This window comes from Pseudomonas sp. NFACC25, from assembly GCF_900100935.1.
Taxonomy (GTDB): Bacteria; Pseudomonadota; Gammaproteobacteria; order Pseudomonadales; family Pseudomonadaceae; genus Aquipseudomonas; species Aquipseudomonas marginalis.
Genome location: NZ_FMUC01000012.1, coordinates 129,177 through 145,746, shown reverse-complemented (window position 1 = coordinate 145,746; position 16,570 = coordinate 129,177). Strand labels below are relative to the sequence as shown.

General features: G+C 62.4%; 12 protein-coding genes and 1 pseudogene. 3 read left to right on the top strand and 10 right to left on the bottom strand.

Annotated elements, in window-relative coordinates; all coding sequences use genetic code 11:
• Positions 1–14 precede the first annotated feature (14 nt).
• From BLQ09_RS23890 to pilM, 7 genes and pseudogenes are all read right to left on the bottom strand, one after another.
• Positions 15–1,559 carry an SPOR domain-containing protein gene (locus BLQ09_RS23890; protein WP_027605003.1) on the bottom strand — a complete coding sequence of 515 codons (1,545 nt, stop codon included), beginning with the start codon at positions 1,557–1,559 and terminating at the stop codon, positions 15–17.
• A gap of 10 nt (positions 1,560–1,569) precedes the next feature.
• Positions 1,570–2,670 carry a 3-dehydroquinate synthase gene (aroB, locus tag BLQ09_RS23885; RefSeq protein WP_027605004.1) on the bottom strand — a complete coding sequence of 367 codons (1,101 nt, stop codon included), beginning with the start codon at positions 2,668–2,670 and terminating at the stop codon, positions 1,570–1,572.
• 125 nt (positions 2,671–2,795) lie between these two features.
• On the bottom strand, positions 2,796–3,314 hold the full coding sequence (aroK, locus tag BLQ09_RS23880; RefSeq protein ID WP_003171222.1) for a shikimate kinase AroK: 519 nt from the start codon (positions 3,312–3,314) through the stop codon (positions 2,796–2,798).
• A 4-nt stretch (positions 3,315–3,318) separates the two neighbouring features.
• Positions 3,319–4,584, bottom strand: a pseudogene (locus BLQ09_RS23875) (type IV pilus secretin PilQ); the annotation flags it as partial.
• A gap of 129 nt (positions 4,585–4,713) precedes the next feature.
• Entirely contained in the window at positions 4,714–5,685 is a 972-nt protein-coding gene (locus BLQ09_RS23870) for a pilus assembly protein PilP (protein WP_092358753.1), read from the bottom strand.
• Positions 5,682–6,233: a PilN domain-containing protein gene (locus tag BLQ09_RS23865; protein ID WP_092358751.1), complete on the bottom strand. Its 552-nt coding sequence runs from the start codon at positions 6,231–6,233 to the stop codon at positions 5,682–5,684. The genes BLQ09_RS23870 and BLQ09_RS23865 overlap by 4 nt, the downstream gene beginning before the upstream one ends.
• Complete coding sequence (gene pilM, locus BLQ09_RS23860) at positions 6,230–6,886, bottom strand: type IV pilus biogenesis protein PilM (protein WP_027605008.1); 657 nt, start codon at positions 6,884–6,886, stop codon at positions 6,230–6,232. The genes BLQ09_RS23865 and pilM overlap by 4 nt, the downstream gene beginning before the upstream one ends.
• Before the next feature lie 221 nt (positions 6,887–7,107).
• On the opposite strand from pilM, the gene BLQ09_RS23855 reads away from it, so the two are divergent.
• Positions 7,108–9,567 carry a penicillin-binding protein 1A gene (locus tag BLQ09_RS23855; RefSeq protein ID WP_371263358.1) on the top strand — a complete coding sequence of 820 codons (2,460 nt, stop codon included), beginning with the start codon at positions 7,108–7,110 and terminating at the stop codon, positions 9,565–9,567.
• Positions 9,568–9,767: 200 nt separating this feature from the next.
• On the opposite strand, the gene BLQ09_RS23850 is transcribed toward BLQ09_RS23855, so the two are convergent.
• The 3 genes from BLQ09_RS23850 to rpmE all read right to left on the bottom strand — a co-directional run bounded on the left by BLQ09_RS23850 (position 9,768) and on the right by rpmE (position 12,272).
• On the bottom strand, positions 9,768–11,036 hold the full coding sequence (locus BLQ09_RS23850; RefSeq protein ID WP_027605010.1) for a malic enzyme-like NAD(P)-binding protein: 1,269 nt from the start codon (positions 11,034–11,036) through the stop codon (positions 9,768–9,770).
• A 181-nt stretch (positions 11,037–11,217) separates the two neighbouring features.
• Complete coding sequence (locus BLQ09_RS23845; RefSeq protein WP_027605011.1) at positions 11,218–12,024, bottom strand: thermonuclease family protein; 807 nt, start codon at positions 12,022–12,024, stop codon at positions 11,218–11,220.
• Between the two features lie 14 nt (positions 12,025–12,038).
• Complete coding sequence (gene rpmE / locus BLQ09_RS23840; RefSeq protein ID WP_005784030.1) at positions 12,039–12,272, bottom strand: 50S ribosomal protein L31; 234 nt, start codon at positions 12,270–12,272, stop codon at positions 12,039–12,041.
• A 230-nt stretch (positions 12,273–12,502) separates the two neighbouring features.
• On the opposite strand from rpmE, the gene BLQ09_RS23835 reads away from it, so the two are divergent.
• Entirely contained in the window at positions 12,503–14,722 is a 2,220-nt protein-coding gene (locus BLQ09_RS23835; RefSeq protein ID WP_027605012.1) for a primosomal protein N', read from the top strand.
• Positions 14,723–14,832: 110 nt separating this feature from the next.
• Positions 14,833–16,569, top strand: coding sequence for an arginine--tRNA ligase (argS, locus tag BLQ09_RS23830; protein WP_027605013.1), 1,737 nt, complete (start codon positions 14,833–14,835; stop codon positions 16,567–16,569).
• The last annotated feature ends 1 nt before the right edge of the window (position 16,570 follow it).

Sequence of the window (16,570 nt, the reverse complement as noted above, 5' to 3'; positions counted from 1 at the left end):
AGGCCGCCGGATCTTCAGCGAGTTGCTGCCAGTTCTTGTTGAACGCTGGCGACAGTGCGAGGCCAAGGTTTACCAGCCTGAACCTTCGCTGGCAAGGCTTTGATGGCGGAATCAGCTGCGGCACGGCTTGGGAAGCTGCCGTAGGTGATCACGTAGAGAGGCTTGCCGTTGAGCACTTTCTTGAAATAACGGTATTCGCCGCCCTGCTCTTTCACGAACGCCTGGGCGTTCGCTTCGGAGCTGGTGCCGAGGATCTGCACGACGAAGTTGCCGGTGGGCTGGCTGCTGTACCAGCTGCTGCCGGCCTTGGCGACGGTGGCTGCCGGCTTTTCAGCCGGTTTGGCGGCTGGCGCCGGAGCCGGCTTCGCCACTGGCGCCGCAGGCTTGGCAGTGGCAACGGTCGGTGCCGGGGTCGGCTTGGCGGCGGGCGCCACAGGGGTCGCTGGCGTACCTGCGGGAACGCCCGCAGGTGGCGCAGTAGTGGTGACGGTCGGCGGTGTGGCGCTGGAGCCTTCCACCGGCACACCGTCGTCGCCTTCGGAGATACCACCGGCTTCTTCGGCGAGCGGGCCACGCATCACCGGCTGGCCCACCATCGGCAGGTTGGTCGGCTGACCGGAATTGGCGAACTCGACATTCGGCGTGGGCTTGCCCAGTGGCAACTGCGCCTGTTCGGTTGGCGCACCGGCGGTGGTCGGTGCCTTGCTGCGACCCGGAATCAACCAGGCGGCGGCAACCGCAACCACGACAACGGCGGAAATTGCCAATACGTGCTTCTTAGGCATAGTGAACCCCATCTTTGGACGCTTGACCGCAGAGCGGCTGGCAATCATGGCTTCGATCATGGCATCGCGGGCGACCTGGTTGATGGTGCCAGGCCAGCCGTCGGAGCTTTCGTGAATATCAGAGATCTGCGCAGCGGAGAAAAGTTCGATGCCCTGCCCTGCGCCTTCGAGGCGTTGAGCCAGGTATTCCCGGGTTTCGTCCTCTTCGTACGGCTGCAGTTCGATAACGTGGAACAGCTCCTGATCACCGCTGATCTGCTCCAGATCGGCGATCAACGACGATTCACCGAACAGGAACACATGGGGGCGACCTTCCGGCGTACCCGCCGCCAGCGCCAGCAGCGCTTCCAGGGCGGATTCGTCGAGCTGCTCGGCGTCATCCACCAGCAGGTAGACTTCCTGGCCGGTCAGACCCAGTTGCACCACCTGCTTGAGGATCGCATTCGGCTCGGCAGTGGCGACGTCCAGCGCCTGGGCTACCTGACGCAGCACGCCCGCCGCATCACCGGCACCACGGGCCGACACCACCACGCTCTGTACGGACTGTTTGTTGGTGCTGGCCACCAGGGCCTGGCGCAGCAAGGTCTTGCCGCTGCCCAACGGGCCCGTGACGACCAGCAGCAGTTGGCTGTAGCGCGCGAGATGGTGCAGTTGCCCCAGCACCGGCTTGCGCTGGGCCGGGAAAAATTTGAAACCAGGCACCCGTGGAGCAAAAGGGTCGTGGCTTAACTGGTAATGGCCGAGGAACGCCTCGTCGGCATGCAAACTAGTCATCGGGATCTTATTAACCTTTCAGCTGAGCCAGGGCGCGGTAATCCGCTCCCAGCGTGGCCTGTAAAATCTCTTTCGGATAATCGTCGGTCACTACCGCTTCGCCCATATGGCGCAACAGCACCAGTCGCAGGCGACCGTCGATCACTTTCTTGTCTATTGCCATATGTTCGAGGAAGTCCGCCTCGGTCATCTCTTCCGGCGGGATAACCGGCAAACCGGCACGCTGGAACAGGCGAATACCGCGATCACGCTCCTGGGCGCTGATCCAGCCCAGACGTTGCGACATCTCCAATGCCATCACTGTGCCAGCCGCTACGGCCTCTCCATGCAACCACACACCATAGCCCATGTGGGTTTCGATCGCATGGCCGAAGGTGTGGCCCAGGTTCAAGGTGGCCCGTACACCGGACTCCCGTTCGTCGGCGTTCACCACCAACGCCTTGGCGGCGCAGGAGCGGGAAATCGCCTCGGTGAGCGCCACCTGGTCGAGTGCGCGCAGGGCGTCCACATGTTCTTCCAGCCAGGCCAGGAAGGGTTCGTCGCAGATCAACCCGTACTTGATGACTTCCGCCAGGCCCGCCGACAGTTCCCGCGGTGGCAAGGTGTTGAGGGTCGCGGTGTCGATCAGCACGGCCTGGGGCTGGTAGAACGCGCCGACCATGTTTTTGCCCAGGGGGTGATTGATGCCGGTCTTGCCGCCCACCGACGAATCGACCTGGGACAACAGGGTGGTCGGCACCTGGATAAAGTCCACGCCGCGCTGGTAGCAGGCCGCTGCAAAGCCGGCCATGTCGCCGATCACACCGCCGCCCAGGGCAATCACGGTGGTTCGGCGGTCATGGCGCGCGGTCAGCAGGCCGTCAAAGATCAGTTGCAGGGTTTCCCAGTTCTTGTGGGCTTCGCCATCGGGCAGAATCACGGAGATCACTGAGTACGCCGCCAGGCTGCGGCTCAGACGCTCAAGATACAGCGGCGCGACCGTCTCGTTGGAGATGATTGCCACTTGCCGCCCGGCAATGTGCGGGGCCAGCAATTCGGGCTGGTCCAGCAGACCTTCGCCAATATGGATCGGGTAGCTGCGCTCGCCTAGATCGACCTTAAGTGTCTGCATGTGTCCCCGCGTTGAAGATGTATTGACGACCGGTAACGTCGAGATCAGACGTTGCCTGATGGCTCTACGCCACACCCCGCAGGGTGATAGCGCGCCGCCGAGAATAGCGCATTTCGGGCCTGGCTTTAACGGGGTGGCAGCCGTTGCAGGCGCTCGAGAATGTCGAGAACCACCATCCGAGGCGGCCGCTCATCGGTTTCCACCACCAGATCGGCGATTTCCCGATACAGCGGATCGCGCAGCGCGAGCAGGTCGCGCAAGGTTTTTTCCGGGTTCGCCGTGCGCAGCAAAGGACGATTGCGATCACGAGCGGTACGCCCCACCTGCTGCTCGACCGACGCATGCAGATAGACCACCCGACCACCGGCATGCAGCGCCCGCCGATTTTCATCGCGCATCACCGCGCCGCCGCCGGTGGCCAATACCACGCCATCGCAGCCGCACAGCTCGGCAATCATCGCCTGCTCGCGGTCGCGAAAGCCCAGCTCGCCTTCCTTATCGAAGATCCATGGGATATTGGCACCCGTGCGCAATTCAATTTCCTTGTCGGAATCTTTGAATGGCAGGCGCAGCTCTTTGGCCAGCAATCGGCCGATGGTGCTTTTTCCAGCCCCCATCGGTCCTACAAGAATCAAATTTCGCACAGAATCAACGACTCACAACAATCGCCTGGTTATTCATAATACGCGGAGTCAGGAATACCAGCAGCTCGGATTTTTTCTCCGCCAGCACATCGCGCCGGAAAAGGCGGCCAAGATACGGCACATCGCCCAAAAATGGCACTTTATCTACCACTTTGCTTTGGGTATTGGAGAAAACCCCGCCGATGACGATGGTCTCGCCATCCTTGACCAGCACCTTGGCATTCACCTCGTTTTTCTTGATCGGCGGTACGTCATTGAGTTTGTTGAGATAGTCGGGCTCGTCCTTGGTGACCTTGACCACCATGATCACATGGTCATCGGGGGTGATCTGCGGCGTGACCTCCAACGACAGGGACGCCTCCTTGAACGACACCGAGGTAGCACCCTGGGAGGTGGATTCCTGATAGGGAATTTCGGTGCCCTTCAGAATGCGCGCGGTTTCCTTGTCGGAAGTGACCACCTTGGGCTGCGAGACGATTTCGCCATTGCCGGTTTTCTCCATGGCGGTCAGTTCCAGGTCCAGCAGGAGGTTATCGGTGATAAAGGCGATGCCCAGTCCCGATGTACCCGTGAGTGAACCCAGGTCGACAAATGGCGAGCCGGGCACGTTTTCCGGCGCCTGGGCACCGTCCGGCAAAGGCTTCTGGATCCCCCCGGCAGCCCAATTCCCGCGAGTGAGCCGCCCACCCCAGCGCGCGCCCAGGCTTTTGTCGTAGTCGACATTGGCCTCGACAATCCGCGCTTCGATCATCACCTGGCGCACCGGCACATCCAGTTGCGCCACGATCCGCCGCAACTCTTCCAGGCGCTCGCCGGTCTGGAAGGCAATGATGTTATTGGTGCGGTCATCCACTGCGACTGAACCACGCTCATCGGTCGTGCCTTCAAAGCCGCTCACCGACTGAAACAGCTTGGCCAGGTCTGCCGCCTTGGCATGGTTGACTTGCAGTAGCTCACGGCGCAGCGGCGCCAGGTCGGCCATCTGCTTGCGCGACTCCAGCGCCAGCAGTTCCCGTGCAGCCAACTCCTCGGCCGGCGCCACCAGCAGGACACCGGCCTTTATCCGTTTATCCAAGCCTTTGGTTTGCAGCACCAGGTCCAGCGCCTGATCCCAGGGCACGCCTTTGAGCCGCAGGGTGATAGAGCCCTGTACGTCATCGCCGACCACCAGATTGAGGCCCGCCACGTCGGCAATTTGCTGCAAGGCAGCACGTAGTCCGATGTCCTGGAAGTTGAGGTTCAACTTTTCACCGCTATAGACGCCCGAATCCGCGCTGCCGGGAGGCGGTAGCTGGATCAGGTCCACACGATTGGGCACAGCAGCAGCCATCGGTGCCGTGAACGCTATCCATAGCGCCACACCGAAGGACGAGAAAGTCCTTTTCATTGTTTGATTCCGTTATGAGTTGACGTTTAGCACGAGGGTTCGCGGACGCTCCAGCCATCCCCCCTGTTCATCGGGAAACAACTCGACCAGTTCGATATGGCCGTCATGAATCGCTGTAACTCGACCATGGTCCGGCCCCAGATAGTCGCCGACTGCCAGGCGATGCACGGTCGAGGCCTGGCGCAGCAAGGCGAAGGTCTGCGCCCCACGGGACAACGTGCCGACCATCTCGAACTGATCCATTGGGTGGCCCTCCAAGGCTTCCCGCGGGCGAGCGAGGTCCGGCGCAGCGGCCGTCCGCCCTGGCGCGCGGTCGACTTGCAGGGCAATGGGCTGGAACGGATCGCGAATACCAGAAGCACCGTATACAAACGGTTGCCCTTGCATGACAGCCGCGTCCCGCTTGATGCCTCGTCGCTCATGCCAGTACGTCTTGGTCAGCAGATCAAGGCGCAGCAGCTTGCCATCCCGCCTTATGGCAATGTCGTGCGCCGTGGCGATTCGCGAAAGGCCGCCCAGGGCACTCACAAAGGTCGCCAGGTCGTGATAGGTACCGGTGGCGCCGATGCGAACGGGCTGTTCGTGATAGAACGGCCTAGACAGCTTATCCAGCGGAGTGACGCTCTCAATCACCAAACCGTTGGCCAGCGCCATCCTGGCGATGTCCTCAAGAAAGCCGGGCATTTCGGACTCTTCGGGCATTTGCTGCAAAAGCCCGCTGACCTTTTCCTGCATAAGCTGGACCTGGCGAGCCCGCTCTTCAAGGTCCGCAGCCAGGACGGCTTTTTCCGCAAGTTGCTGCTGCAAGCTCACTTCCTGCACCTCGACCTCGCGCAAGCGCTCCCGCGACGGGCTGAGGTACACAAGGTCGCCCAACAGCATCACCACGCCGGCCAGCGCACAGCCCAGCAAGATCCTGCCAGGTAAGGGCCATTTGGCAGCATTGTGAGTCAGCGCGGAAAATTCGAGCCAGGACCGGCTCATGGCTGGGCCTCGGAAGATTCTCCCTGGCGCACCATCAACTGGAATTCATTGTTGCCGCGAGTGCCTTCGGTTCGTACATGCTGCAGGCGAGTGGCGTGGGCGCCTTCGGATGCCTCCAGGCGACGCATCAGTTGGGCAATATCCTGGCTGGATTCAGCACTGCCGCTGATACCCACCGTATCGCCCTTCGCCACGACCTCATGCAAATGCACACCGTCGGGCACCGCACGGGCCAACTGATCCAGCAGCTGTGCACCGGCGGAGCGATTATCGTGCAGGTCCTGCACGACTTTCATGCGCTCCGCCAGTTGCTGGCTTTGCACCTGGAGGTCGTCAATGGTCTGGATACGCGAGTCCAGGACGCCGACGTCCTTGCGCACATGATCGTTTCGCGTCACCTGCCGGTCGATCGCCTGGTCGATCACCTGGTCCGCCAGCCACACCGTCGCGAGCGCGACACAGGCAAACGCCACCAGCAGTATCAGGAAATATTTACGCCTGCGCTCCGCCAGCGCCTGGCGCCAAGGCAAAAGATTGATTCGTGTCATCCAGCGAAACTCCTCAGGGCCAACCCGCAAGCGACTCCCATCCCAGGGGCATCCACGATCCACTGGGCACCATCGACTCGATGACCCGGCGTGAAGCTGGCGAAATCCTGACGGCAAGCGCGCGCCAATGCAAACCCTTCGACATCCACCACCCTGGGCACCAGCCCCGCCAGGGCCAACACGGCTTCACGGACCTCGACGTGCTCCTTCAGACACGCGGCCAGCAACACCTCGACCCGCGCGGGATCCTGCGTTGACGGCCCCTGGACCTGAAAGTCCAGCGCCACCTCGTCCAGCGGGTAGGGAATGTATTGCTCTGCCTCCACCTGGATCCTCCGGGCCATTTCGTCGTCGCCAAGCCCCGCCTGCATTTCAATGACCCGTGTAATGACCGAAGGACCGGAAACGGCGACCGCCGCCTGCCTGGCCGACGTGCGCAGCCGGGACAGCGCCGTGTACAGCGCATGGCCTATGCCTTCCAGGTCCAGCCAGACGCCGTCGACCACCGCCTGGGCCGGCAGCGCCTGTGTGGCGTAGCCCTGCACGGTGTAACGGTTGGCTGAACAGTTCAGCTCTACCAGCCTGATCCCTGCCTCATTGATGTCGACGCCAAGGACGGTGTCGACTTTGCGCCTGAAAAATCCCTTTCCCATAAAACTCCCCAAAGCTTTGCCTGTCTTAACGCCTGATTGCCGCCGGAAGCCCTGCATTCGGTCGACTTGTTGAGCCGGCGCGAATGACGCCCCAAGGCGAAAAATGCTTTAATGCCCAGCGTTTTTCCCCGCTTTTTATCTGCAGCTCGGGTCGATCCATCGTTTGCCATGCATGCCCCGACGCGTAACCCATTCTTTTCTCTGGAAATCCAAAAGCCTTGATCCGTCTGCTGAAGTTTTTCGGGTACTCCATTGTCGCGATCGTCTGCGGGCTGCTGCTCGTACTCAGCGGGGCCTACCTCTACCTTAGTCCGGGTTTACCCTCCGTAGAGGCCCTCAGAAGTATCCAGTTGCAGATTCCTTTGCGGGTCTACAGCAGCGATGAAAAGCTGATCGCGGAGTTCGGCGAAATGCGCCGCACACCGATCCGTTTTGCCGACATTCCACCTAATTTCATCAGCGCATTGCTATCGGCCGAAGACGATAATTTTGCCAACCACTATGGCGTCGACCCCAGCAGCCTGGTGCGTGCGGCCACACAACTGGTAAAAAGCGGACACATTCAATCCGGCGGCAGCACCATCACCATGCAGGTGGCGAAGAACTTCTTCCTCACCAGCGAGCGCAGTTTTTCGCGCAAAGCCACTGAAATCCTGCTGGCATTGCAGATCGAACGTCAGCTGACCAAGGACGAGATCCTCGAGCTGTACGTCAACAAGATCTACCTGGGCAACCGTGCCTACGGGATCGAGGCGGCCTCCCAGGTCTACTACGGCAAGTCTATTCGTGACGCCAGCCTGGCGCAGATGGCGATGATTGCCGGCCTGCCCAAGGCCCCTTCGCGCTTCAACCCCCTGGCCAACCCGGCGCGCAGCAAGGAGCGCCGCGACTGGATCCTGGGGCGCATGTACAAGTTGGGCAAGATCGACCAGGCCGCCTATGAAAGTGCGGTGGCCGAGCCGTTGAACGCCAGCTACCACGTGCCGACGCCGGAAGTGAATGCCCCGTATATCGCCGAAATGGCGCGTGCCGAGATGGTCGGTCGTTACGGCAGCGAGGCCTACACCGAAGGCTTCCGCGTGACCACGACGGTTCCGAGCGACTTGCAGGAGATCGCCAATGACTCCGTGCATTCCGGCCTGATCACCTACGACCAGCGCCACGGCTACCGAGGGCCTGAGTCGCGCCTGCCAGGCAAGACCCTGAGCGCCTGGACGGCCGAGCTGGGCAAACAGCGTGCGATCAGCGGCCTGGAGCCGGCCATCGTCACCCAGGTGAAGAAAGATGGCGTGCAGGTACTGACCCGCACCGGCGAAGCCCACGTGGCCTGGGACAGCATGAAATGGGCGCGCCCGTTCCTGAACACCAACAGCATGGGCCCGATGCCGAAGCAACCGTCGGATGTCGCGCAAGTGGGTGACCTGATCCGCGTGCAACGCCAGAAGGACGACAGCCTGAAATTCAGCCAGGTGCCGCTGGCCCAGGGCGCCCTGGTATCGCTGGACCCGCAGAACGGTGCAATCCGCGCCCTGGTGGGTGGCTTCGCATTCGAGCAGAGCAACTACAACCGGGCCACCCAGGCCAAGCGCCAGCCGGGCTCTAGCTTCAAGCCTTTCATCTACAGCGCCGCCCTGGATAACGGCTATACCGCCGCCAGCCTGGTCAACGATGCACCCATCGTGTTCGTCGACGAGTACCTGGACAAAGTCTGGCGCCCGAAGAACGACACCAACACTTTCCTTGGCCCTATCCGTATCCGTGAGGCGCTGTACAAGTCACGCAACCTGGTGTCCATCCGCCTGCTGCAGGCGATGGGTGTCGGCAAGACCATCGACTACATCACGCGCTTTGGCTTCAACAAGTCGGACCTGCCGCCGAACCTGTCCCTGGCCTTGGGTACCGCGACCCTCACGCCGATGGAAATCGCCACCGGTTGGAGCACATTTGCCAACGGCGGCTACAAGATCGCGCCGTACCTGATCGACAAGATCGAAAGCCGCAACGGCGACACCCTGTTCACCGCCAACCCGCCACGCGTGCCGGGTGATGTGGTCAACGGCATCGCTGCAACGGATGGCCTGGCGGCGCCAGGCAATGGCGGTATCACCATCGAGCCGACCCCAGGAACCGCGCCAGCCACCAACCCCGCTGCAACCGAACCGCAGGCACCCGCCGTGGCCGAGCGCATTGTGGATGGCCGTACCACCTATATCCTCAACAGCATCCTGGAAGACGTAATCAAGAAAGGCACCGGCCGGCGCGCCCTGGCCTTGGGGCGCGCGGACATCGCGGGCAAGACCGGTACCACCAACGAATCCAAGGATGCCTGGTTCTCCGGCTACAACGCCGACTACGTGACCACTGTGTGGACCGGCTACGACCAGCCGGAAAGCCTTGGCCGCCGCGAGTTCGGCGGCACCGTCGCGCTGCCTATCTGGATGAGCTACATGGGCGCCGCCCTGAAAGACAAGCCGCTGCACACCCAACCGGAGCCGGAAGGCATCCTCAGCCTGCGGATCGACCCGGTCAGTGGCCGTGCGGCCTCGCCGAGCACGCCGAACGCGTACTTCGAACTGTTCAAGAGCGAAGATACGCCGCCGTCGGTCAACGAGCTGGGCAACGGTGTCGTACCGGGCAGCCCGTTGCCGGCGGATGAGGCGGCGCCGATCGATCTGTTCTGACAGAGCCTGTGTTTAAACACAGATCCAATGTGGGAGGGGGCTTGCCCCCGATAGCGGTGGACCAGCCAGTTTATCTGTAGCTGACCCACTGCAATCGGGGGCAAGCCCCCTCCCACATTCGGTTCTCCGAGTTAATTACCACACAGCAAAAAGCCCCGACTCGCGAGAGCCGGGGCTTTTTGTTGGTGCGCTACAACGGCTTAGCCGTTGAACACATCATCCACGCTTTGCAGCGGGTAGTTTTTCGGATACGGCAGGGTGGCCACACCGGTCTCGATCGCGGCCTTGGCCACGGCATCGGAGATCAGGGTGATCAGGCGCTTATCCATTGGTTTCGGGATGATGTACTCACGACCGAATTCCAGCTTGGCGCCACCGTAGGCGTCGCACACGTCCTGAGGCACGGGCAGCTTGGCCAGTTCACGCAGGGCGTTGGCGGCAGCCACTTTCATCTCTTCGTTGATGCGCTTGGCGCGAACGTCCAGGGCACCACGGAAGATGAACGGGAAGCCCAAAACGTTGTTGACCTGGTTCGGGTAGTCCGAACGACCGGTGGCCATGATCACGTCGTCGCGGGTGGCGTGGGCCAGTTCCGGGGCGATTTCCGGATCAGGGTTGGAGCAGGCGAACACGATCGGGTTGGCCGCCATGGACTTCAGGCCTTCAGCGCTCAGCAGGTTCGGGCCGGACAGGCCGACGAACACGTCGGCACCGTTCAGGGCGTCAGCCAGGGTACGCTTGGAGGACGGGTGGGCAAACATCGCCTTGTACTGGTTCAGGTCGGTACGCTCGGACTGGATCACGCCCTTGCTGTCGACCATATAGATGTTTTCCAGCTTGGCGCCCATGCTGACGATCAGCTTCATGCAGGAGATGGCCGCAGCGCCGGCGCCCAGGCAGACGATCTTGGCGTCAGCCAGGGTCTTGCCGGCGATTTCCAGGGCGTTGATCATGCCGGCCGCGGTGACGATCGCGGTGCCGTGCTGGTCATCGTGGAATACCGGAATGTCGCACTGCTCGATCAGGGCCTTTTCGATCTCGAAGCACTCAGGTGCCTTGATGTCTTCCAGATTGATGCCACCGAAGGTGATGGAAATGCGCTTGACCGTGTCGATGAAAGCCTGCGGGCTCTCGGAGTCGACTTCGATATCGAAAACGTCGATGCCGGCGAAGCGCTTGAACAGCACGCCCTTACCTTCCATGACTGGCTTGGAGGCCAGTGGGCCGAGGTTACCCAGGCCGAGAATCGCTGTGCCATCGGAAATCACTGCAACCAGGTTGCCTTTGCCGGTGTACTTGTACGCCAGTTCGGGGTCGCGGGCGATTTCACGTACGGGCTCGGCCACGCCAGGGCTGTAGGCCAGCGACAGGTCGCGGGCGGTGGCGGTGGCTTTGGTGAGCTCTACACTCAGCTTTCCTGGACGAGGATGGGCATGATATTCGAGAGCGGCAGTTTTCAAATCAGACATATCGGCATTCCGCTTTTACTGTTGGTCGACGGACCGCCGAGGATACTCGTGTCGTAAAGTCCCTACAAGACTGGGCAGTCACAGGTGTCAAGGGCCCTGCACTAAGACTTTCGGCCAAGAGCCACGGGATACAAGGGCTCAAATGCTCACAATCGACTTAAAAAATGTCTACAATTTTTTCTCAAGGCGTCGATTTGAGCATGCCCGGATCGGTCAACGGCAGAAGCCAGCGCGCCTGACCTTTTTTCAGCCCGCCGCGTCGCGAGCGATCCTGTACCCAGCCCCGCGCCTCAACAGTGCGGCCTTGCAGACCATTGAGCGTGGCAGCATCGAATTGGCTGACCAGAACAGGGGCGATGCGTAATACCAGTGATCCCTGCATTTCAATCCAGATACCGCCACGATTGCGCTTTACCTGGCTGACCCGGCCACTGACCACGGCAAACCCGGAGCGTTTGAGCTGCGCCACAGACTGTACCGGCGATTGGCGCCACAGGCCCAGGCGCGCGTTACGGGCGCTGTTTTCAGCCGCCTGCTGACAGGTGACGAGATCGACATTCGGCGCCACGCCGACCTGGAACCCCAGGCCCTCGGCCAACAGCTGCGCCTCCAGGTTCTCGCCGTCGGCACCATAGAGGTGGGCCAGGGTGCGGCCATAATGATCCTTGCGATCACGCCCCGGCACCAGGCCGACACGACCACCGCTGGCATCCACCAACGCCTGCAGGCGCTGGCGCGCGGCAACCGCGAAAGGCTCGTCGGCGCGCCCCTTCTTGCCGGTTTCCGGGGCATTGATACCGATCATCCGCACACTGCGGCCATCCTTGAGGCGCACCGTATCGCCATCCACCACCCGCTGCACGTCCACGCGGGCCAGGGCTGCCGGCGCGGGGCAGAATACCTCGGCCTGCACGGCCGTCACCCAAATCGCAGGCACAAAAAAGGCGCCCGCAAGGGACGCCTTTTTCAACAGCTGGCAAAAGCCCATAAGGCTTTTGAGCCTTACTCTGCTGGAGTAGCAGCAGGCTTCTTGCCGAAAGCACCAAAGCGATCTGCGAAGCGCTGTACACGGCCGCCGGTGTCCAGAGTTTTCTGCTTACCGGTGTAGAACGGGTGGCACTCGTTGCATACGTCAGTACCCAGTGGCTTGCACAGGTTCGAGCGAGTTTCGAACTTGTTGCCGCAGCTGCAGGTTACTTCGATGGTTTCGTACGCTGGATGGATATCGGCTTTCATGGTGACTTCCTCGGGCTAGCGTGCCGCCACTCGACACTATTGTCGAATACCGCACGTAATTAGGCCGCGGATTCTACCAGACCTTTTTAAACGCGCAAGCGGCGACACCCATCGTGTGTCAACATAAAAGCACCTTTCATCAGAAAACTGGCGGCTACCCCAAGCCTCTCCCGGTCTGCTAGGCTCCCGCCCCTGCGCCACCGCCTGCCTTTATAGATGAGACCTCTCGCGTGCCCGACGCCATTTTGCGCCTAGCCCTGCCCTCGCCCCTGCGCCGCCTGTTCGACTACCGGGCCCCGGCCGGTGTGCTGCGTGCGCAGTTGCAGCCGGGCATGCGCGTGCGCGTGCCGTTTGGCCGTCGGGAGATGATCGGCATCCTGGTGGAAGTCGCCGACCACAGTGAAGTGCCGGCCGAGAAGCTCAAGCCGGCCATCGCCCTGCTCGATGCCACCCCGCCGTTGCCGCCCGCGCTGTTCAAGCTGTGCCTGTGGACCGCCCAGTATTACCAGCACAGCCTCGGTGACACGCTGAGCTGGGCACTGCCGGTGCTGTTGCGCCAGGGCGAACTGGCCGAAACGCGCCAGGAGCGCTTCTGGTCGACGGTGCCCGGCGCACGCCTCGACGACCCGCGCATCGCCCGCGCCCCGCGCCAGCGTGAAGCCCTGGCGACCCTGGCCCAGCATCCCCACGGCGTCGCCCATCAGCTATTGAGCAAGCTGATGCTGAGCAAGGACAGCCTCGACCTGTTGCTGGCCAAGGGCCTGGTACAGGTGGAAATCCGCAGGCACGCCCCCGACCCGCGCCACGAACACTGGCTGGCCCAGCCCGAACTGCCGCTGAACCCTGAACAACGCGCCGCCTATGAAGCGATTCGCGCAGGTTTCGACAGCTTCCATGCGTTCCTGCTGGCGGGCGTCACCGGCAGCGGCAAGACCGAAGTCTATTTGCAGCTGATCCGCGAAACCCTGCAGGCCGGCAAACAGGCACTGGTGCTGATCCCCGAGATCAACCTGGGCCCGCAGACCCTGGCGCGCTTCGAGCAGCGTTTCAATGCGCGCATCGCCCTGGTGCACTCGGCGGTCAATGACCGTGAACGCCTGGAGTCGTGGCTGGCGGCGCGGGATGGCGAAGCCGACATTATTATCGGCACCCGCTCGGCGCTGTTCACGCCGATGAAAAATCCCGGGCTGATCATCATCGACGAGGAGCACGACGGCTCCTATAAACAGCAGGAAGGCCTGCGCTACCACGCCCGCGACCTGGCGCTGGTGCGCGCGCGCCAGGAAGACATCCCGATTGTGCTGGGCTCGGCCACACCCTCCCTGGAAAGCCTGCACAACGCCTACACCGGTCGTTACGGGCTGCTGCGCCTGAACGAGCGCGCCGGCGGCGCCAAGCAACCACGCTTCCTGCGCCTGGACGTAAAAAGCCGGCCGCTGGACAGCGGCATTTCCGGGCCGATGCAACAAGCTATCGGCCAGACCCTGGCGGCCGGCCAGCAGGTCTTGGTGTTTCTCAACCGCCGGGGCTTTGCGCCGACGCTGCTGTGCCATGACTGCGGCTGGATGTCCGAGTGCGAGCGTTGCGATGCGCGCATGACCGTGCACCAGCGCCATGGCGAACTGCGTTGCCACCATTGCGGCCATGTGGAACGTGTACCGCGCCATTGCCCGCAGTGCGGCAAGGTCGACCTGCGTCCGGTGGGCGCAGGCACCGAGCGCGCCGAGGAGCGCCTGGGCATTCTGTTCCCGGACTACCCGGTTTTGCGGGTCGACCGCGACAGCACCTCGCGCAAGGACGCCATGAACCAGCTGTTCGCCACCATCCAGAAGGGCCAGCCGTGCATCCTCGTGGGCACACAGATGCTCGCCAAAGGGCACCACTTCCCCCGGGTGACCCTGGTGTCGATCCTAGATGCCGACGGCGGCCTGTTTTCCGGCGACTTTCGCGCCAGCGAGCGCATGGCGCAGCTGATCGTGCAGGTCGCCGGGCGTGCCGGGCGCGCCGAGGAGCCGGGCAAGGTGATTATCCAGACCCACCTGGCCGACCATCCGTTGCTGATTCAACTGACCGAACAAGGCTACTTTGCCTTCGCCGAACAGGCGCTGAGCGAACGCCGCTCCGCCGGCCTGCCGCCCTTTGCGCACCTCGCGCTGTTGCGCGCCGAAGCCCATAAACCGGGGCAGGCCGAGGGTTTTCTGGATGAAGCCTGCAGCGCCGCCGAACGCTTGCTCGGCGAGCTGGGGCTGAGCGGCATCGAATTGCTCGGCCCGGTACCCGCGCCCATGGAGCGTCGTGCCGGGCGTTATCGTGCCCAGCTACTCTTGCAGGCCACGTCCCGCGCACCGTTGCATCGCCTATTAAGTAGCTGGTTACTTGCGCTGGAGCAAATGCCCAGTGGCCGCCAGGTGCGATGGTCGTTGGATGTAGACCCGGTAGATTTGTATTAAGCCTGGCCATAGGTCCTGCGAAGGTTGGCAAGCCCGCCCTCGCCACGGATAATGCCCAGTTTTTCCACCTGCGCATCGCGCGCCGCCGCTTGCGGTCGAAAGAGAACACCATGAAAGACACCATTCGCCAGCTGATCCAACAAGCCCTCACCCAACTCGTCAACGAAGGTGTGTTGCCTGAAGGCCTGACGCCGGCGATCCAGGTGGAAAACACCCGCGACAAGACCCACGGCGACTTCGCCAGCAACATCGCGATGATGCTGTCCAAGCCGGCCGGCATGAAGCCGCGCGACCTGGCGGAAAAAATCATCGCCGCGCTGCCTGCCGACGAGAGCGTTACCAAGGCCGAAATCGCCGGCCCGGGCTTTATCAACTTCTTCCAGAACACCCAGGCCCTGGCTTCACGCCTGGATGCGGCCCTGGCCGACGCCAGGATCGGCGTACGCAAGGCCGGCCCGGCTCAGCGCGTGGCCATCGACCTGTCGGCGCCCAACCTGGCCAAGGAGATGCATGTCGGTCACCTGCGCTCGACCATCATCGGCGACGGCGTGGCCCGGGTCCTGGAGTTTCTCGGCGACACCGTGATCCGCCAGAACCACGTAGGCGACTGGGGCACCCAGTTCGGCATGCTGATGGCCTACCTGCAGGAAAACCCGATCACCAGCAACGAGCTGTCGGACCTGGAGAACTTCTACCGCGCCGCCAAGAAGCGTTTCGACGAATCCGAAGAGTTCGCCGATCGCGCCCGCGGCCTGGTGGTCAAGCTGCAAGCCGGCGACAAGGAATGCCTGGAACTGTGGGGCCGCTTCCGCGAGATCTCGCTGTCCCACTGCCAGGAAATCTACGAGTTGCTCAACGTCAAGCTGACCATGGCCGACGTGATGGGCGAAAGCGCCTACAACGACGACCTGATCAACGTGGTCAACGACCTCAAGGCCAAGGGCCTGCTGGTCGAGAGCAACGGCGCGCAGTGCGTGTTCCTCGAAGAATTCAAGACCGCCGACGGCGAGCCGCTGCCGGTGATCATCGTCAAGGCCGATGGCGGCTACCTCTACGCCACCACCGACCTCGCGGCCGTGCGCTACCGCAGCGGCGTGCTCAAGGCCGACCGTGCGCTGTATTTCGTCGACCAGCGCCAGGCCCTGCACTTCCAGCAGGTGTTCGAAGTGGCACGTCGCGCCGGTTTCGTCACCCATCCGATGCACATGGAGCACATGGGCTTCGGCACCATGAACGGCGCCGATGGCCGCCCGTTCAAGACCCGCGATGGCGGCACCGTCAAGCTGATCGACCTGCTCAACGAAGCCCAGGACCGCGCCTACAACCTGGTGAAGGAAAAGAACCCGGAGCTGGCCGAGGCCGACCTGCGCAATATTGCCCGCGTGGTGGGGATTGGCGCGGTGAAATACGCCGACCTGTCCAAGCACCGCACCAGCGACTACAGCTTCAACTTCGAACTGATGCTCAACTTCGAGGGCAACACCGCGCCGTACCTGCTGTACGCCTACACCCGCGTGGCCGGTGTGTTCCGCAAGCTGGGCAAGGACTTCAGCGAAGTCGAAGGCCGCATCGTGCTGGACGCGCCCCATGAACAGGAGCTGGCCGCCAAGCTGGCGCAATTCGGCGAAGTACTGAACAGCGTCGGCGAGAAAGGCACGCCGCATATCCTGTGCACCTACCTGTACGAAGTCGCCGGGTTGTTCTCCAGCTTCTACGAGAACTGCCCGATCCTCACCGCCGACGACGAAGCCCAGAAGCAAAGTCGCCTGCGCCTCGCCGCACTGGCTGGACGGACCCTCAAGCAAGGCCTGGAACTGTTGGGCCTGGAAACTCTGGAGCGTATGTAAG